Below are 19,268 nucleotides of genomic sequence, written 5' to 3'. Positions count from 1 at the left end.
CACTGGACTGAATATTAAAAAAACTGAAAAAAAAGGCCCTTACGAGCCACTTGATTCAGACAGAACTGAAACTAACGTAGGAACTTTCTCTGGCTTTTCTGCATTCGGAAAAGATCAAATCTCAACAAACTCCACTTCCAGCCAATCCGCCACCCCCAACCAATCCTGCCGCTCCTGGCAGGCCAGAATCGCGCCCAACACCCTCCCCCACTCAGCCTGTCTCTCGGCGCAGACCCCATCCATCAGCGGCATAGACCGGTCGATCAGCTCGACCATCTTCAGCGCGCCTTCGATATCGCGGCCCAGGCGAAACAGCTTCGCGCAGTCGCGGGCTTCTTCTATGACGTCTGCAGGCAAGGTCATGGCGCGGTCCAGTCGGGGTCGAAATGGGCGCCGGCGATCAACGCACCGTCGCGGCTGGTGTTAAGGAACGTGACCTGCGGGTGGCGGGCGATGAAGCGTTCGAGTTCGATGAGGTAGCTGCGGAAGTTGAGCTGGGTCTTGACCTTGTTGCCACGGCCGTCGCGGACCCAGTGTTTGGCGACGCTCAGGGCAGGCCCCAGGTCGCCGTCCTCCCAGCCGGTGTGGGTCTTGCCGCCGGGGAAGGCGAAGTCGGCGCCGAACAGGGTGATCCGTGAAGCGCCCATTTTGACCGCGAGGTCTACCGCCGGGTGAATGACGCTGCCGGCGACATGCAACGTGGCTCTGGAAATTTCTTCACGCAGCCGGGCGTACAGCGGGCTGGTGGAATAGCCGACATAGCGCGGGCCTTGCCATGCCTCCAGCATTTGGGCGTCCTGGCCCGGCACGTAGACCAGCGCGATGTGTGCAGAACCCTCGGCGGGCAGATGCCGCGGGGTAATGCGGTGGTCGATGCTCACCACAACATCCGGTGTGATGCCCTGATTGCGCAGCGGCACGTAGGCCGTGTCGACGCAAATGATCAGCGGGCGGTTCGTGCTGTCTGACGTGATCAAGAGGCGCGGCAAATGCTGTTGCAGACTCGGCCCTGTGGCGATAACGAACACGTCGCGCCCGGGTTGAGTGCCAAACAGTTCAGCGACGTCGGTGTCCCCTTGCAGCAGTGCCCTGCCCTGTTCCAGCAGGCGCGCGTTGTCGGGGGTATCGGCGGCGAAGGCCTGGTTGTTGAAGGCGACGTGCACTTCGCTGACCAGCCGATCGCGGATCCGTGCGCTGCTGTCGTCGGCCAGCACCAGCTCGGCGGGCAGCGCGAAGAACGGCAGTCGAATCTCGCTGCGGGCATCGGCGTACGCGAGGTTCACGCGCGGGTCGGACAGCCAGTCATCCTGTTCCAGCAGTTGGAGCACCAATGAGAGCAACGCGCCATTGAGGATATGGACGTGCAGCGCTTGCAGAGAGTGTTCGCCTAGCAAAACCCTCTGCAGATCACCGAGGCCGGTGCCATAAAGGTGCACGACGGGGCTGTCGGTGGGGAGGCTTTTTGCCTGGGTTTGCGCTTCGCCGAGGCGATCATGGCGGCTGGTGAGCTGGATGCCGCCAATGCTGAGGGTCGATTGTCGACCTTCGATCAACTGCGCAGGAATGGATTCGGTATTTTCGGCGCTCAACCGCTGGGCCACGTCGGGCCAGCGCTGTTCGATCACGGCGAGGTTGCGCTGGAGAATCTCGCTCATGACGGCAGTCCTTTTCCGATGGGAGGTGCAGAAAGCAAAACGGCGACCTGAATCATCAGCGTCGCCGTTGTGCAGGCTGGAGGCAGCCCGGTGATTCGCTGTCAGGGACGATAAAGGATCGCCGAGCCCCACGACAAGCCCACGCCGAAACCACTGACCGCGATGCGCTTCCACGTGGCGTTCATCACATGCTTTTCCAGCAGCAGCGGAATGCTGGAAGACACCGTGTTGCCGGTCTCGAGCATATCCTTGACGAATTTCTCTGGCGACGTGCCGTCCTCGAACCGACGGGCGACCGCATCGACGATGGCCGCGCTGCCCTGGTGAATGCAGAACGCATCAACGTCGGAGGATTGCAGGCCGGAGTCTTCGAGCAATTCGTTGAGGTGCGCAGGCACTTTGACCAGCGCGAAGTTGAACACCTGACGCCCGTTCATGTAGAACGCGCCGTCGGTGGTCTTGAGAAACTCTGCGCCCGAGCCGTCGGTGCCGAACTTGGATTTGCCCAACTGCCACGGGGCGTCGTCGCTCATCCAGGTCGCGGTGGCGGCATCGCCGAAGAGCATGGTGGTGTTGCGGTCTTCCGGGTTGACGATCTTGGAATACGGGTCGGCGGTGACCAGCAGGCCGTTTTTCAGGCCGGTTGCCTCCATGAAGCCTTTCAGCGCATAGATGCCGTAGACGTAGCCCGAGCACCCCAGGGAAATGTCAAACGCGGCGACATGGGTCGGCAGGCCGAGTTTGTGTTGAACGATGGCGGCCGTGTGCGGCAAACCTTCTTCGTCGCCGTTCTGGGTGACGACGATCAGGGCGTCGATGGCGTCCCGCGACAGCCCGGGGTTGTTGGCGAACAGCTGGTTGACCGCTTCAACGCACAGGTCCGAGGTTTCCTGGGTGTCGTCTTTGCGCGGCAGAAAAGCGGAACCGATCTTGCCAAGGATGAAGTCTTCATCCTTTCCGAATTTGGCACCCTGGGCGTAATTGTCGACGCCGGCTGTGGGCACATAACTCGCTATGCTCTTGATGCCAATCATCATGGCTTCCCAATAAAAAACTGCTGAACATCACCCGGCGCGGTTAAGCGGGGCGTTGAAAATCCGGGGCTTGCGGCTTGAAAAAAGGCGACGTACACGCCAAAGCGATACCAGAATCGCTCTGGAATCGGCCCGACGACGTCACGGCCCGCCAACACGATACAGTGAAGATGCCCGTTATGACCCACAGGTCACCAAAAGTTTTACAAGCTTTTAGCTGACCGACGGGTGCTGCGCAACATCATATCGCCGCTCAGACAGGTAATTGACATGAAGATGTCACGGGATTGTGGCGGGTCGGCGAACACCCGCATGGCTTTAGTGGGACCGGCTTCAGCCGGGAAGAGGCCTTGATGTACAGCCTCATTTTTGCGGCGTGACGCCTGCCGTCTTCCCGGCTAAAGCCGGTCCCACATTCGCGTCCACAGCCAATCTCGCTGGCTGCACGCATTGATTTAGTGGGACCGGCTTCAGCCGGGAAGAGGCCTTGATGTACAGCCTCATTTTTGCGGCGTGACGCCTGCCGCCTTCCCGGCTAAAGCCGGTCCTACATTCGCGTTCACAGCCAATCTCACTGACTGCACGCATTGTTTCAGTGGGACCGGCTTCAGCCGGGAAGAGGCCCTAATATGCACCCGAGATTCTGAAGTGTGGCGAATGCAGTCTTCCCGGCTAAAGCCGGTCCTACATTCGCGTTCACAGCCAATCTCACTGGCCGCACGCGTGCTTTAGTGGGACCGGCTTCAGCCGGGAAGAGGCCCTGATGTACAGCCTCATTTTTGCGGTGTGACGCCTGCCGTCTTCCCGGCTAAAGCCGGTCCCACATTCGTGTTCACAGCGCAATTCCCAAGTGATGCCGGTCCTGCCTTCACTCAACCCACCACATCCCAGCTCAACGCAGTCCCGCGTTTCAGCGGGTGCCGGGCTTTGCGCCCCAGCACGGCATCGATGTGTTTGGGTGCCAGGCCAAGGCCGGGGCGGATGGCGCGGATGTTGTCCGGGGTGAAGGCCTCGCCCTCGGCGATGTCCCGCACCACGTACAACGAGCGGCGGTATTGCAGCGATTTCTGTTCGGCTTCGGTGGCGCCGTATTGCACGTGGCCCATGCCTTGCCATGCGCGTTCGGTTTCGATGACCAGGCTGGCCATTTCCGCCGGTTCCAGGGAAAAACTGGCGTCGACCCCGCCGTCGGCGCGGTCCAGGGTGAAGTGCTTTTCGATGACCGTCGCGCCCATGGCCACCGCAGCGACGGACACGCCAACGCCCATGGTGTGATCGGACAAGCCCACCTGGCAGCCGAACAACCCGGCCAAATGCGGAATCGTGCGGACGTGGCTGTTGGCCGGTGTGGCCGGGTAGGTGCTGGTGCATTTCAGCAGCACCAGATCCTGCAGCCCGCGGCCCGGGCCGCGCGCACGCTGTGGTCCAGCTCGGCGATGCTGGCCATGCCGGTGGAAATGATCATCGGCTTGCCGGTGGCCGCGACTTTGCGGATCAGCGGGATGTCGGTGTTTTCAAAGCTGGCGATCTTGTAGGCCGGCACGTCGAGGCTTTCGAGAAAGTCCACGGCGGTCTCGTCGAAGGGCGTGGAGAACGCCAGCAGCCCCAACTCTTTAGCCCGGGCGAAGATCGGCGCGTGCCATTCCCACGGCGTATGCGCCTGCTCGTACAGCGCATACAGTGAGGTCCCGGCCCACAGGCTGTTGGGGTCTTTAATGAAGAACTCGCCCTCGGCGATGTCCAGGGTCATGGTGTCGGCGGTATAGGTTTGCAGTTTGAGAGCATGGGCCCCGGCTTTGGCGGCCGCCTCGACGATACGCAATGCCTGATCCAGCGACTGATTATGGTTGCCGCTCATCTCGGCAATGATGAACGGCGGCGCGTCGGGGCCGATGGTTTGCGAACCGATCTTGAAAGAGTTCATCGTTGCTCACTCGCTGCATTGACGTCGGCCGGCACTGGGTCGGACGCTAAAAATAAGAACGGGCAGCGGCTCATGCGCCCTGCCCCTTTGCCGCGTTATCGGCCACCTTCGCCAATGCATCAGCGATACGCCGTGCACCCAGGCCATCGACCAACAACCTCGATTGCTCGGCGAGCGTCCGGCGTAAGGCTGCATCCCCGCAAAGCTGCTCGACGGCGGCGCGCAAGCGCCCGGCCTCAAGCTGCACATGGGGCCCGAGATACACATGCACGCCGGCCTCGGCCAGCAATTGCGCATTGAGCTGCTGATTGTTCGCTACCGAAATACAGATCGTCGGCAACCCCAGCGCCGCGCGCTCCCACGTGGTGCCGCCACCGGCACCGATAAACAGATCAGCCGCCTGCATCCGCGCAAAAAATCTCCGGTCAGGCTGTGCAAATGCCACTCAGGTCTAGAAGCAGCGAGATCGCTCATCGCCTGCCAGTGGGGGTTATGCAAACCGGCGACAAAATCCACCTGCAACTCATCTAACCCCTGAAGCGCCAGCATCGTGGCGTAGACCTGCCCGGCCGCATCGAAGCCACCGAAGTTAACCAGCACCCGCTCCACACGCGGCTTGATCGCGATGGGCTCGCATTGAAACTCGTCGCGGAGCAGGGCAAATCGCGGCCCCAGAAAGGTCTGGCAATCAGGCCCGACCCAGGCGGCATAAGGCTGATCCAGCGCTTGAGCGCTGTAATTCTGGTCCAGCAGCACATCCACCGCGTGGGGCCGATTGGCAAGATCATCAATGGCCATCACCCGATCGGCGAGACCGCGCGCCGCCTTTTCCCATCGCGCATCCAGGCCGTAATGGTCGACGATCAGCCAGTCAAAGGGCGGCTCATGCTCAATCTCTTCGGCCAAGGCAGACAGGTCAGCCTGCCACGGCAACGCCGCTTCGATGTTCTGATCTTCTTCAGCACCATAGCGTGCCGGCAGCGCATAGGTGGCATAACCGTGATCCGCCAGCCGCTGGAGCAAATGCCCAGGCAACTCGCGGCAGGCAAAGCGCACGTCAGCGCCATCCCGGCGCAGCACATTGGCGAGCGTCAGGCAGCGAGCAATGTGGCCGCTGCCGATGGTCACCGAGGCGTCGGCGCGAATCAGCACGCGCATCAGTCCAGCTCCCCGCCGGCCTTGAGCGCAGCATAAAGATACTCCGCGCGCAGCCAGTCTTCCGGGCTGTCGATGTCCTGCACCAGATGCCGGGGCAGAATCACCGGCAGGCTGAGTTCGGAAAAACCGTGTCGCCGCGCCGCCAGGCATCGCTGCGGCCCCAGTAGAACTGGCCGGCGTCCTGATACGCCACCGGCAGATCCTGAGAACGCACGCTGCGAAATTCCGGGTGCATGGCGCTCAGGCTGCCGTCGTCGGCAATCAGGAGGGCGCGCTGCACCGGGAAGCCGAAGCTGCACACTGAAAACCCATAGGATTTTTCCGGCGCCGCGTCGAGCGCTACCAGACCCTGACGCAGATATCGGGCCTGTAACAGCGGCGCGGTGGCGTAAATGCAGCATGCGTAATCAAAGCGCTGATCGAGGGCGTCCAGAGTACAAAGCGCATGCTGGATCACCGCCGCTGTGCCGGTAAACGCATCGGCCAGCTCTGCCGGGCGCATGAACGGCACGTCAGCGCCATGGGCACGGGCGACGTTGGCGATTTCTTCATCGTCGGTGCTGACGATAACCTGATCAAACACCCCGCTCGCCAGCGCAGCACGAATGGAATGGGCGATCATCGGCTCGCCGTTGAACAGCTTGATGTTCTTGCGCGGGATGCGCTGGCTGCCACCCCTCGCGGGAATAATCGCGACGGCGCTCATGGGCGTGGACCTGTCATGGATGTGTTCCCATCAGTCGCGTGCCCGGCCCGTTTTGCCAAGCACTCGACGCAGCTGATCAACGACGTAATCCTGCTGCGCATCGGTCATCGCCGGGTACAGCGGCAGGCTGATGGCCTGGGCGTAATAAGCCTCGGCTTCCGGGAAATCACCCGGCTTGAAGCCCAGGTCGCGGTAATAGGGCTGCAGATGAACCGGAATGTAATGCACGTTCACGCCGATGCCTGCCCCGCGCAAACCTTCGAAGACTTGACGATGACTCAGCGCAATCAGGCCGGTCTGCAGGCGCACGACGTACAAGTGCCACGCGGAATCGGCCTCAGCTTGAGCGGTCGGCAAGGTCAGCGGCAGGTCAGCCAGAAGCGTTTGATAGCGCGCTACCAGCTCGCGCCGCCGGGCCAGAAAACCGTCCAGTTTCACCAGCTGCGAAAGCCCGAGCGCGGCCTGCATGTCGGTCATGCGGTAATTGAAGCCCAGTTCGACTTGCTGGTAATACCAGGGGCCGTGGCTCGGCTCGTCCATCTGCGCCGGATCACGGGTCATGCCGTGGCTGCGCAGGCGGCGCAAGTGTTCGGCCAGTTTGGGGCTGTTGGTCAGCACCATGCCGCCTTCGCCGGTGGTGACAATCTTCACCGGATGAAAGCTGAACACTGTCATGTCGGCGAATTCGCCACAGCCCACCGGGCGCCCGGCGTACTGCGCGCCGACCGCGTGGGAGGCGTCTTCGATCACCACAAACCCATAACGCCGGGCCAGCCCGGCGATGGCGCGCATGTCGCAGCTCTGGCCGGAAAACGCCACCGCCACCAGTACCTTGGGCAGCGTGCCGGTTGATTCGGCAGTTTCAAGCTTGCGCGCCAGGGCGTCGGTGTCGAGGTTCCAGGTCAGCGGGTCGATGTCGACAAAGTCCACATCGGCGCCGCAATAGCGCCCGCAGTTGGCCGAGGCCAGAAAGGTATTCGGGCTGGTCCACAGCCAATCGCCCTGCCCCAGTCCGGCCGCCAGACAGGCAATGTGCAGCGCTGCCGTGGCATTGCACACCGCTACCGCGAAACCCGCTTCGCAGCGCTCGGCCATGGCGGCTTCAAAGCGCTCCAGGGTCGGGCCCTGGGTCAGCCAGTCGGATTGGAGCACCTCGACGACGGCATCGATATCCGCCTGATCAACGCTCTGCCTACCGTACGGAATCATGGCTTGACGTCAGCGTGCAGCTCGCCGATCTGGCGGATCGACAGGAAGTCAGGGTTGGTGTCGGAGCGGTATTCGAACTCATCGTGAACCGCCCTGCCCTGTGCGCCTGTCGCGTCGACTGCAAAATCGGTGTCGACGTTGTTAAAGCGGATCGACGGCACGATGGTGTAGTGGTCGTCGAATTCCAGGGTCATGCGCGCGTCGTCCTGGGGCACCATCAGCTCGTGGAGTTTCTCGCCGGGACGGATGCCGACGATCTTGTGCGGCAGGTCCGGCGCCATGGCCTGGGCCAGATCAACGATGCGCACCGACGGAATCTTCGGCACGAACACTTCGCCGCCGTGCATGCGCTCAAAGCTCTGCATGACGAAATCCACGCCATGGTCGAGGGTGATCCAGAAGCGGGTCATGCGCGGATCGGTGATCGGCAGTTCAGCCGCGCCCCCGGCCAGCAGCTTGCTGAAGAACGGCACGATAGAGCCCCGGGAGCCGGCGACGTTGCCGTAGCGCACGACGGAAAAACGCGTCTGCTCCTCGCCACCGATGTTGTTGGCGGCAACAAAAAGCTTGTCCGACAGCAGCTTGGTGGCGCCGTACAGGTTGATCGGGCTGGCGGCCTTGTCGGTCGACAGCGCCACGACCTTTTTCACGCCGTTGGCGATGGCCGCCGAAATGATGTTTTCCGCGCCGTTGACGTTGGTGCGGATGAATTCGGTCGGGTTGTACTCCGCCGCCGGCACGTGCTTGAGCGCCGCCGCGTGGACCACGTAATCAATGCCGCGCATGCCCTGCTGCAAACGGTCGGCATCGCGCACGTCGCCGAGGAAGTAGCGCATGCACGGGGCGTTGAATTCCTGCTGCATTTCGTACTGCTTGAGCTCATCCCGGGAGAACACCACCACGCGCCGGGGCTGATAACGCGCCAGCAGCGTGCGGATGAACATGCGACCGAACGAGCCGGTCGCGCCTGAGATGAACACTGATTTGCCGTTGAACATGAGGGAGTCCTTTGACCTGGAGCGACATTGAGCCTGCGACGGTCCGAACCGGATGCGGCGCGGACCGGGTGCGGCTTTAAGCGATCAGTTGCGACCAGTCTGCCGTGGACGCCGTGTCGACCGTGAAACCGCGACCGGACAGGCTCAGGTTCTGGTTATAGGCCAGATCATGAGCAAAGGCCCCGGCCCATTTGTCCTGCAGGCGTGCCAGTGCCAGGGGCGCCTGGGCCGTGCTGCCCGAGTGGTAGACCTGGACCTGCGGCGTCCAGACCGTCAAATAGCCGTTCTGGCCGATCTTCAGGCAAAAATCCACCACCGCGTAAGCATCGCCGAAGTCCGACTCATCAAGCCCGCCCACGGACTCGAAAAGCGCTTTGCGCACCATCACGCAGGCACCGGATACCGCCGAGTAATTGTGTTCCAGCACCAGGCGCTGCAGGTAACCACTGGCGTCTTTGGGCTCACCGACAAAGGCCGAGCCGACGCCGCTATTCATGCCCAAAATCAGGCCCGCGTTCGTCACCGCGCCATCCCGATCGACCAGTTTGGGGCCAACCACGGCCACTTCGGGGCGCATCGCGTGATTGAGCAGGGCGTCGATCCAGTTGGGGTTCACCACTTCGCTGTCTGCCGACAGCAGCACCAGATATTCCCCTTGCGCCTGTTGCGAGGCTGCGTTGTACAGCGCGGCTTCGCTGAGCACGACGTCGCTGCGCAAGATCCGGATGCGAGGGTTTTGCTGCTGGTGGTCCAGCCATTCATGAACCTGCGGCGACTGGCTCTGGTTGTCGACGATCAGCACTTCGTAGCGCATGTAGCGCGTGCGTTGCAGGACCGCCGTCAGGCAACGCTGCAACGACTCGAGATTGTCCTGGCTGGGAAGGATCACCGTCACCAATGGACGCTCGCTGTGCCGATAGTCGATCTGCCAGGTGCCAGGGCGAGCCGAGGTGACCTGAGCCTTGTAGCCCAGTGCAGTCAGGTAACGCGTCAGTGCCAGGCGTTCGTCGCCGTTATCGGCCGGCTCAGAGGCATCAGTGATCAGCAGTGGCTCGTCCAGGTGCGCCAGCCACGACGGCCCGCCCTTCTCGATGATTCGCAGCAGCAGCTCGAATTCCAGCGCGCCGGTAAAGTCCGGCGAATACCCGCCTGCTTCCAGCAACACCTCCTTGCGGATCAGCCAGTGGCGCGCCATCTGCGCAGGGTTGCGCAGCAAGAGGTCGAGGTTGAAACCGGGGCGCATGACATCCTTCAGGGTGCCATTGGGCTGACGATGGATTTCGTCGGCCGCCACGGCACGAACATCATCGGCCCCTTGTAATTCAAGTGCTGCGCGCAACAGGCCGCCTGGCAGGAAGCGGTCACCCGCCTCCACCAGCAGCAGCCAGCCGGAGGCAATCTGCCGCGCAATCTGGTTGAGTTTGTCGACGTAGTTGCTTCTGCTGACTTTGACGAAGTGCAGCGTGTTCTGCACGGAGGTGGCTACTGGCGGCTCGCCCGTGGTGAACACAACGATTCTGAACGATGTGCAGGCACCCTCGATCAGGCTGTCGAGGGTGCCCTGCAATTTGCGCAGGTCATCGTCCAGGTCCAGCAGAAAAATCCCGAACTGCGGGCCAGCACCCTCGGCCGCCAGGCGCGCATTCCCCCTGGCGACGACGTCCGCGTCTGGTCGACGCAGCTCCAGCCAGTTCAGCAAGCGGCCGGAGGCGGTGGCGTGCAAGAGTTGCTGCCGATCCTGAGTGCCGACCGCTTCCAGCCGATGCAGCCACTCAGTCATGCCGCGGGCTTCGTCGGGTTCGTTGAGGTGAGCGAGTCGCTCGGCCAACTGCGCGACCACAGCCTTGTTGAATACGTTGATGTCCAGCGCTTCCCACAATCGCTCGGTGATGGTCTGCGGGGTGTCGTTGTCATGGAGCGTGAGCAATTCCTGCTGCGAGACCCACATCCCTTCCAGTTCGTCATGCTGTACGGCCCCGGCGGGGAGCGCGCCGATCAGGAATTCGATCTCGGCCAACCGATCAAAGAAGGGCTGGTTATAAAACGGCATCTCGACGTACTGGTTGGGGCCGAATCGCCGGACTGGGCCGTTCAGGGGACTTTTCCAGCTGGACTCGACGATCCGTTCGTGGGCAGCCGCGGTGTCGTCCCGCACGCATTTAAGCAGTGTGTTGAAGCTGTCGAGCACCAGAGCTCGAGCCCCGGTTGAATCAAGGCCGAGGGGCGAAGGTGACATTGACACGAGGAAGTCGGCGAACGACTCACGGGCGGCGCGGGACACAGCGTCGGCATCACTCAGCGCGGCGATCACCTGGCCTTTTTGACGGGCCGGCGCGGCGCTCACCTCCCGGACGGCATACGGCAGCGGCAACAGCCGACCCTTGCCGCTGGCGGCCAGGTACCAACCCAGGCCGATGTCCTGCCAGACCGCAGCGGCGGTTTTCGGGACGGCGCTGTACCAGTGACGCAATAGCTCGGTCCGCGTGACTGCATGCAAGGGGGAGATGAAGGCGGCCATGGCCTGCTGGATCCGGTCTTCGCTTCGCTCGGCAGAGATCTCTTCGCGGACCTTCTTGTCGCGGCGGAAATAATCGACCTGGTTGTCGACGGCGCGATAGCTCAGGGAGTAGCCGTGGCAAAACCCATATTCGGGGTGGTCCTGCAAGAAGCTGACACTCTGCGCCAGCGCGTCTTCCATCAGGAAGTCATTGACGTCGGCGAGGGTGACGAACGGCGTGGTCACCAGGCCCAGTGCATGGGCGAACGTGTCAGCGGTGGTTGCGTCGGCAAATTGCGGGACGTGCAGGTAAGTGACGTTCGTGGCCGGCGAGTCATCAGCGGCAGGCGCCTCGATCGATGCATCGAGGACCAACACCGGACCGGCATAGGCCCGGTAGTACTGCAGGGTGCGGCGTAGAAAATCAGGCTGATTCCGGGTGAGCACCACCAACATATTCTGCTCGTTGGCCAAAGCTGTTTTTTTGACGCTGGATCCTTCGGTCGTAACCCCGGACATTGCCCTTCCCCACCCAAATAGAAGTCGAGGTCGGTATTACCGGCCTCACGCGCCTCCCTCGCGCCTGAAAAGCGCGACGGACAGCAGATTGGAAGGTGGGATTGCAGGAAACGCGCCAGCTTGACGCGGCCACGCGTCACTGATTTGGCAGAGGGTTCAATCCGCCAACGGCACCGGCGGGTGCCGCCTGACGTTTTATCAGTCGGCCAGCCAGCCGTTGACCCAGTACTGCAGATTGTCGCCGCGCAGCATGAAGTCGCGCATCACCACGTCGTGCAACTCGTCGCCCATCCGGTAGCTGGCCTGCGGGTCTGCCAGGTGCATGCGGATCGCTTCCAGCCACTCCTCAGTGGTGTTGGCCGTCAGACGGGTGCAGGGCAAATAGCCACGGTACGCTTCGGTGTCAGTGCAAATGACCGGGTAGCCACAGGCGCCGTACTCCAGCAGCCGCAGGTTGCTCTTACAGTCGTTGAAAATGTGGTACTCGAGCGGCGCCAGCGCCAGGTCCAGGTTCAGGCTGGATAACTTGGCCGGATAGGCCTCCAAGCTGACCGCCGCGTGGAACTCCTTGAGATAGGGGCGCAGTTCCTGCGGGCACATGCCGAAGAACACCCAGTCCACCTCGTCGGCCAACTCGCGAATGACCTGGGCGATCACCTCCAGGTCGCCGCCGTGGCTGGTACCGCCGCCCCAACCGACCCTGGGTTTGAACGAGGTCCGGCGCTGGGCCCGGCGGCCGGTCCACAGGTGCGGTGCCAGCATGTTCGGGACCACGCGGATGTCGTGGTGCATGGACGACAGCGCGTTGCCCAGCGCATGGGTGGACACCACGACACGGTCGCACAGGCTGATGCCGCGCTTGACCACGGCCTCCAGGTTGGTCGGCATGTGCCGACCGTGGGCGTTTTTCTTCGGCACGCTGATCACGTAGTCATCGAGCTCGAAAATGCGCCGGGCATTGGAGAAGGTCTTCAGCCGCACCGTGTCCTCCATCGACGCCTCGTGATAGCGGCCCTGCAACACAATGACGTCGGGCGTGCGGCGCTCCAGTTCGATCGTGGTCGGGGCGTCATACGCGATCTGGCCGATGATCCTGTCAGCGGCCGACAGCTCGATGAACGGCTGGGTCACCCGGTAATGGCCGACGGCAGTGGCGTTCATCGGCAAGGCCAGTACGCTGGGCAGCGAGCGTTCGGAAAACGGCGACCAGCCGGTGCGCAGGCCGGGGTCCAGACGAAAACTGTAAGCGTCCAGGGTCAGGCTCGGATTGTACGCAGGATCCCGCGCAATGATCGGCAGCCAGCGCAGGTAAAGGGTTTCCAGCTCCCGGGTCTGGCGCTGTTGCGCCTGATCGTCGGCTGCTGCGACCGGCGCGGTGCCCAGGGCCATGACCGCGAACGGTGTCCACACCACGAGATAACCGTGCTGGCGCACGCGCAGGCACAGGTCCACTTCGCTGAACGAATCGGCGAACGCGTCGGCGTCCAGCGCCCTGACCTGCTTGAACACCGAGGTGCGCACCATCAGGCAGTCACCCCCACCGCGCTCAAGTCCTGAACCACTTGCAACCGTTGCATGTAGCCCGACGCACTCAGAGACTCACCGTAAAAAGGCGTGGCTGCCGAGTTCTGCAGACCAAGGATCACCCCGGCGTGGACGATGGCGCCATTGGCATCGAACAGCTTGCCGCCGACCACCCCGACTTCCGGGCGCTGTGCGTGGGTCAACAACTCATCCAGCCAGTCGCCCTGGGTCACGACCGCGTAGGGATTGAGCATCAGCAAGTACTCGCCGCGCGCCTGACCGGCTGCGAAGTTCCGCAGTGCCGTCAAACTGAGACGTTCGGCGCTGTACAGCACGCGGACCTTGTCGCTGCCCATGCTCGCCAACCCCTTCAGCCAGGCCAGTGCCTCGGGGCTGTCGCTGGCGTTGTCGGCAATCAGCAGCTCGTAATGGGCATACGCGGTTTTCTCCAGCAAGCTTTCGAAACAGCGCTGCAGCACCGCCAATTGGTTGCGATGGCTGACGATGATGGACACCCGTGGCGCTTGCCCATGCAGGTAATCAATGCGGTTGAGCAGCGGTTGGTTACCCTGGCGCATCTGGTGAGCAATGCCGCAGCGCTGCAAGTGCGCCTGCACCACCCGCGGGTTTTGCTCGATGACGCCGTCCGAGCCGAGCCACTGACCCAGTGCAAACTGGCTTTCCACCAGCAGATCAGCGACATGCCCGATGACCTCGGCGCCATCGCTTTCGACCAGCCGCCAGATCACATCGTGGGGCGCCAGCTCGCCAAAGCCGGCATCGAACCCGCCCAGCGAGATGAACCGCTGGCGCTCGAATACAAGGGCTCGGCCGACGTACGGGTAACTGCGCAGGAAATCCAGGTTGAACGCCGGCTTGAACACCGGCTCTGCCGATTCACCCTCACGCAACGCGCCCTCGTCGCTGTACAGGCAGCGCAGCTCGGGCGAGGTGGCGATCCGATCGGCCAGCGTCAGCAGGGCCGGCGCGACCAGCCGGTCACCGGCACGCAGCAGGTAAAACCAGTCGGCCCCTTCCAATTGCGCCAGCACGCTGTTCAGCTGTTCGGCCCAATCGGCCTGCAATGGCAGTTTGAACAGGCGCTCGTCCCGCTCAGGCTCGGTGACCGATCCCGTGAGCATCACCGTCAGTTCCGGGGGATAGAACTGCGCGGCCAGGCTGTCCAGCGTGAGGTTGCGTCGTGCGCTGCTGCCGTGCTCGTCGATGACAACGGCAACGATTTTCGGCTGCATCGGCAATCGGCGCAGCCGGTCTGGCAGCAGAACTTTCTGGTGATCTGTGAAGGTCCGGCACGCCAGCCACTGTGCGTACAGCTCGGCAAAGCTCTGACTGTCGACACCCACTTTGAGGGGCAGCACCGCTTGCTGGCTGCCCAGCGTACGACTCAGCGCCAGTTCTTCCCAGACCCGCGGGAGCCGGTCAGCGTGTTCCAGCTCAACGTAACGCACCCAGCCCTGGGCGGGCGGAGGCTCACTGGTGCGGGCCTTGAGCATGTCCACCAGCCAGGTCAGCTCGTTGGCGGCCGCCGTACGCATGGCTTGCTGCCGACTGAGGCGCTCCGGGTGCAGACGCTCGACGCTCAGGACTTGATTGAGCACAATCAGATTACCGCGACGCAGCAGGCAGGTGTAAAGCGCCAGATCCAGCATGGCGACGAAGCCCTGGGCGCTGCCAGTCAGGGCGGGCAGCAGCTCTTCAAGGTCCGCGCGGCGAAACATCGCGCTGCTGAAGCTGCCCAGGAAGTTGGACGGGAAATTCTCGAAGATCGCCAGCATGTCCGTGCCAAGGAACAGCGAATTCTTGGGCGCAACCGGAGTGTTTTCCAGACGGGATGGCAACTGAATGCTGTCGGCGTCCCACAGAAAGCGCTGGGCCAGCACCAGATTGACGTCGGCATTGGCATCAAATGCCTGCGCCTGCATCGTGATACAGCCGGGAAACAGGCGATCATCGTCACACAGAAACTTGACGTACTCGCCCGTGGCCTGAGAAAGGCAGTTCAACAGATTGCCGACGAAACCCAGGCGCTGCGGGTTGCGCACGTAGCGCAGTTCGACCGTGGTCAGGGCTTTCAGACTGTCGACGATGTCGCTGATTTCGTTGCCACGCGAATCATCGCAAACGATGACTTCAAGACGCTCGTAGCTTTGGGTCAAGGCGCTGGCCAGGGCCGTCTGGAAAAAATGGGGGTTGTAGGCAGGGATGACGATACTGACGAGGGGAACTGAATTCACGGGCAGACTCACGAGCGGCGCCGGCCTTTGTCGCAAAGGTCCGGCCTAACCGCTGACAATAACGGTTGACGCTCAGCGGACACGAACGCCGGGATCAACCGCCGTGCGCGTCCAGTGGGGCAATCACAGTTTGCTGAACAGATTCAGCGCTGACAGCTGGGTGAAGACCAGTTGAGACGCTTGCAACATGGTTTTCTGCAGGGTCAGGCGGGCAATGGCGTCAACCGGGTCAGAGGCGGTGATGCTGCTGGACTCGTTGGAGCCGTTGTCCAGCAGGTTCTGGTTGGTCACGCTCTGGTCGGTCGCTGTTTTCGCACGCGCACCACCGTCGCTGACCGCGTCGTTGATCTGGTTGGCAGCGCTGGTCAGGTTACCGATGGTCGACGTCAGCGTGGCCTGCAGTTTCTGCTTGGCCACCGGGTCACCGTCGACCTTGCCGTTCAGCGCGGTGATGACGCTGGACAGGGTGTTGAGGATGTTCTGGTTCTGCTGGCTCGCTGGCTGCGCAGTGAACTGGTCGCCGCTGGCCAGGGCCACCGGTGATCCGCTGAAGGTGAACGTGACACCTGACGCGACCGCCTGATTGGCCACCGGCGTGCCGGTCAGGGTGCCGCTCGACACCGGCTTGCTGGTGGCAGCATCGTAGGGCGCCGCGTACAGCGCAAAATCCGTGGCGCTGCTGAAGCGAATGATTGCGCCGCCCGAGGGAAACGTCTCGTTGAATTTGGTCTGGTCGGTGACCTTGGAATCGGTGACCACCGTGGTCGACGGGTTGCCCGGCAGACGCGACGTGCTCACGGTGCTGTTGGACACCGCCAGCGTGAACGTGTGGCCGGCCACGGCGGTGTCGGCCTGGCCCGAGTTGCCGTACTGGGCATCGGTCAGATTGACGTTCAGGTCAATTTGAAGCCCTCGAAAACCGACAGTCTGGTTGGCGGCGCTGGTGGACGTGAACTTGCCCGCCGACGAGGCTTCTGCCGTGACGTCGGTGCCGTCCTTGTCGAGAATCTTGAACTGCGTGCTGCTCTGGAACGAAATGCTGTAGGGCTCGCCAGGGGTGAATTTGGTGTTGTACTCAGCCGAGTTGGTCACGCTGCCACCGGACAGCGCGATCACGTTGTCATTGACCGCCGGTGAAGTGAGGGTCATTGAGGTGCGCGTGGTGTTGATCGCCTGCTCGAATGCATCCCAGCCAGTGGTGTTGCTGGCCATGGTGATGCCACTGCCGACCGCCAACTGATTGCGGGTCTGATCGCCCTGATAACTGTAGGTGCCGTCGGTGCTGAGGGCGTAGGGCGCCGTGGTGCCCTTGGAGCCGGAGAACAGATAGGTGCCATCGGCGTCCTGGCTGTTCATCAGGCCCAGAATCTGCGTCTGGACTTCTTTGAGCTCGGCTGCGTTGGCCTGACGGTCCTTGTCGGTAAACGTCGCATTGCCTGCAGCCAGCACCAGTTCCTGCGCCCGTTGAATCGCTGATGTCACGGCGGTCAGCGCGGTTTCGGTCTGCACGACACCGGTGTTGATGGTGTCGATGTTGGATTTGTACTGATTGAGCATCGTGCCCATTTGCTGCAATTGCAGCACACGGCCGGCGCCCACCGGGTCATCGCCAGCGGTGTTGAGCTTGACCTGACTGGCCACTTCATCGCCGGTCTTGGTGACGTTGGCGTAGGTGCGCGAGTAGTTCGCCGCACTGGTTTCGTAAAACTGGGTCGTTGAGATACGCATGGATTACGATTCCTTAAAGACTGTTGATCAGCGTGCTGAAAATGGCTTGAGCCGCTTTGATGATCTGCGACGAGGCGGTGTAGTACTGCTGATACTTGACCAGGTTGGCGGCTTCTTCATCCAGTGACACACCGGAAACGCTGTCGCGCGCGGTCTTGGCCTGGGTCAACACCGCGGTCGTCGCCGTGGTGTCATTCTTGGCCTGGGCGGCCTTGCTGCCCACCGTGGTGATCATGTTGGCGTTGGCACCGCTCAGGCTCATGCCGGTGCCGTTGCCCGCTGCGGTGTCGAGGGTCTGTTTGGTTTGAAGGGTCCCCACCGATACCGCGTTGCGGTTGTCCGAGGACCCGGCGCCGGTCATGGCGATGCTGTAGGTGTCGCCGCTGTTCGGCTTCCCGGCGATGGTCATCCCTAACTTGAACGACTGCGCCGCCCCCGACGAATCGGTGTAGCCCACTTCCAGACTGATGTCGTTGGACGAGCCCGGAACCACAGAGCCGGTGATCGCGTTGCCTGACTTGTCTTTGACCGCCACACCTTGAGCATCGACCAGCGAGTAGCTCTGAGCACCATTGGTGACATCGCCCATGAGCAAACGCATCGGCGTCGAAGCCGTGAGCGCATTGCGCAGATCGGCCGTCGCGGTCGGGTTGTAGATGTCGGCCTGGGTCGACAACACGGGCTGGGTGAACGTGCCCGAGCCTTTGCTCACGATGGAGCTGCCGGTCAGCGGACTGGCCGAGGCGATGGCTTTCGGGTCGGTCATCACCACCTTGATGCCGTCAGCGCCGGTTTTGGTCGGGCTGATCTTGAAACTGTCACCCTCGGTGGAGGTGCCGTTGAATTTCAGCGAGAAGCCGTCGATGACCGGCGCCGAGGTGGCGGCGGTGTTGTAAGAACCCATGTCCTTGCCGTCCGGCAGACGCTTGACGCTGTACTGGCCGCTGGCATCGGTGAAGGTCACCTGATAATCGTTGGTCTGCAGCGCGCCGCTGTTGGCAATGGACACCGCGAAGTTGCCCGACGACTGATCGTTGGTCTTGTTGGCAAGGCTGCGCTGGCTGGTCAGGCTTGGGTCATTGACGCTGACGAACAGGTTGCTGCCGAAATTGCCGTTGGCGTCCACACCTTGGTTGAGCTGGCTGTTGATCTGATCGGAGGCGACCACCGCCAGACGGCCCAGCTCGCTGGCGGCTGGCTGCAGCACTTCACTGCGATACCGCAGCAGACCGCCCAGGGAGCCGCCGGTCACCACGCTTGAGACATCGACGACGTTGTTCTGATATTTCAGTTTCAGCGCGTACACGCTCGGGTCGCTGTCGCTCGGCACTGCGCTCAATGTGTTGGCGGTGGTGCCCGTCACCAGCGGCTGGCCGGTACCAATATAAACGTCATAGCTGCCGTTGGTTTCAACGACCTTGGCGCCCACCAGTTCATTCAACTGGCGTACCGCTTCGGTACGCGAATCGAGCAGCGTATTGGGCTGACCGCCGGAAGACTGGGCCTCGGTGATCTGCTTGTTGAGGATGGCAATGGACGACGCCAGTGCGTTCACCTGCCCTGTTGCCGTGGTCAGCTGGGTGTTGATGCTCGCGTTCTGGTCCTTCATCTGCGACGAGATGGTGTTGAACTGACCGGCCAGGGCCGATGCACTGGTCAGAAACGTCGTGCGGGCCGCGTTGTCGGTCGGCTTGGACGCGAGGGCGCCCAGGTCAGTGAAAAACTTTGCCAGCACGGTGCTGACGCCGGTCGAGCTGTCCGACAGGATCGAGTCGAGCTTGCTGGCCTGGCTCAGGTACGCGGTGGCATCGGCGTTGAGCGAGGTACTGGTCTGCAATTGGTTATCGAGGTAGCCGTTGTAGATGCGGCGCACGTCGGACAACGTCGTACCGGTGCCGATGAAGCCGACGCCGATATTCTGCTGAGCCCCGGCGGTGGTCATCACTTGCTGACGCGAGTAGCCCTGCGTGTCGACGTTGGCAGTGTTGTTGCCGATCGTCGTCATCGCTGCGCTGCTGGCGGTGAGTCCCGAAAGCCCGATTGAGATCAGTGACATGGTTC

General features: G+C 62.3%; 10 protein-coding genes and 3 pseudogenes. All 13 read right to left on the bottom strand.

Translation table 11 applies throughout. From position 1 onward, the window contains the following. Positions 1–114: 114 nt before the first annotated feature. The 13 genes and pseudogenes from JN403_RS13055 to flgK all read right to left on the bottom strand — a co-directional run bounded on the left by JN403_RS13055 (position 115) and on the right by flgK (position 19,263). Positions 115–363: a hypothetical protein gene (locus JN403_RS13055; RefSeq protein WP_205482712.1), complete on the bottom strand. Its 249-nt coding sequence runs from the start codon at positions 361–363 to the stop codon at positions 115–117. Then, on the bottom strand, positions 360–1,655 hold the full coding sequence (locus JN403_RS13050; protein WP_205482711.1) for a 6-hydroxymethylpterin diphosphokinase MptE-like protein: 1,296 nt from the start codon (positions 1,653–1,655) through the stop codon (positions 360–362). The genes JN403_RS13055 and JN403_RS13050 overlap by 4 nt, the downstream gene beginning before the upstream one ends. 101 nt (positions 1,656–1,756) lie before the next feature. Further along, on the bottom strand, positions 1,757–2,689 hold the full coding sequence (locus JN403_RS13045) for a ketoacyl-ACP synthase III (RefSeq protein WP_122624335.1): 933 nt from the start codon (positions 2,687–2,689) through the stop codon (positions 1,757–1,759). Positions 2,690–3,561: 872 nt separating this feature from the next. Further along, positions 3,562–4,613: pseudogene (gene pseI / locus JN403_RS13040) on the bottom strand (pseudaminic acid synthase). A gap of 70 nt (positions 4,614–4,683) precedes the next feature. After that, positions 4,684–5,019 carry a nucleotide disphospho-sugar-binding domain-containing protein gene (locus JN403_RS25480; protein ID WP_240356541.1) on the bottom strand — a complete coding sequence of 112 codons (336 nt, stop codon included), beginning with the start codon at positions 5,017–5,019 and terminating at the stop codon, positions 4,684–4,686. Next, positions 4,929–5,771, bottom strand: coding sequence for a UDP-2,4-diacetamido-2,4,6-trideoxy-beta-L-altropyranose hydrolase (pseG, locus tag JN403_RS13035; RefSeq protein WP_240356539.1), 843 nt, complete (start codon positions 5,769–5,771; stop codon positions 4,929–4,931). The genes JN403_RS25480 and pseG overlap by 91 nt, the downstream gene beginning before the upstream one ends. Next, positions 5,771–6,477, bottom strand: a pseudogene (gene pseF / locus JN403_RS13030) (pseudaminic acid cytidylyltransferase). The gene pseG and the pseudogene pseF overlap by 1 nt, the downstream one beginning before the upstream one ends. A 30-nt stretch (positions 6,478–6,507) precedes the next feature. After that, on the bottom strand, positions 6,508–7,686 hold the full coding sequence (pseC, locus tag JN403_RS13025; protein WP_205482710.1) for a UDP-4-amino-4,6-dideoxy-N-acetyl-beta-L-altrosamine transaminase: 1,179 nt from the start codon (positions 7,684–7,686) through the stop codon (positions 6,508–6,510). Further along, positions 7,683–8,684, bottom strand: a complete 1,002-nt coding sequence (gene pseB / locus JN403_RS13020; RefSeq protein ID WP_122534860.1) for a UDP-N-acetylglucosamine 4,6-dehydratase (inverting) — start codon at positions 8,682–8,684, stop codon at positions 7,683–7,685. Before pseB ends, pseC begins: the two co-directional genes overlap by 4 nt. Positions 8,685–8,760: 76 nt before the next feature. Then, positions 8,761–11,637 carry a TIGR00180 family glycosyltransferase gene (locus JN403_RS13015; RefSeq protein ID WP_240356537.1) on the bottom strand — a complete coding sequence of 959 codons (2,877 nt, stop codon included), beginning with the start codon at positions 11,635–11,637 and terminating at the stop codon, positions 8,761–8,763. A 261-nt stretch (positions 11,638–11,898) separates the two neighbouring features. After that, positions 11,899–15,479, bottom strand: a pseudogene (locus tag JN403_RS13010) (glycosyltransferase). A 123-nt stretch (positions 15,480–15,602) separates the two neighbouring features. Then, complete coding sequence (locus JN403_RS13005; protein ID WP_205482706.1) at positions 15,603–17,207, bottom strand: flagellar hook-associated protein 3; 1,605 nt, start codon at positions 17,205–17,207, stop codon at positions 15,603–15,605. 13 nt (positions 17,208–17,220) lie between these two features. Continuing rightward, a complete protein-coding gene (gene flgK, locus JN403_RS13000; protein ID WP_122624316.1) occupies positions 17,221–19,263 on the bottom strand; it encodes a flagellar hook-associated protein FlgK in 2,043 nt (680 codons plus the stop codon). Positions 19,264–19,268 lie beyond the last annotated feature (5 nt).

This window comes from Pseudomonas sp. 15A4 (genome assembly GCF_016925575.1).
GTDB lineage: Bacteria > Pseudomonadota > Gammaproteobacteria > Pseudomonadales > Pseudomonadaceae > Aquipseudomonas.
This window is presented reverse-complemented; position numbering and strand designations above follow the sequence as displayed.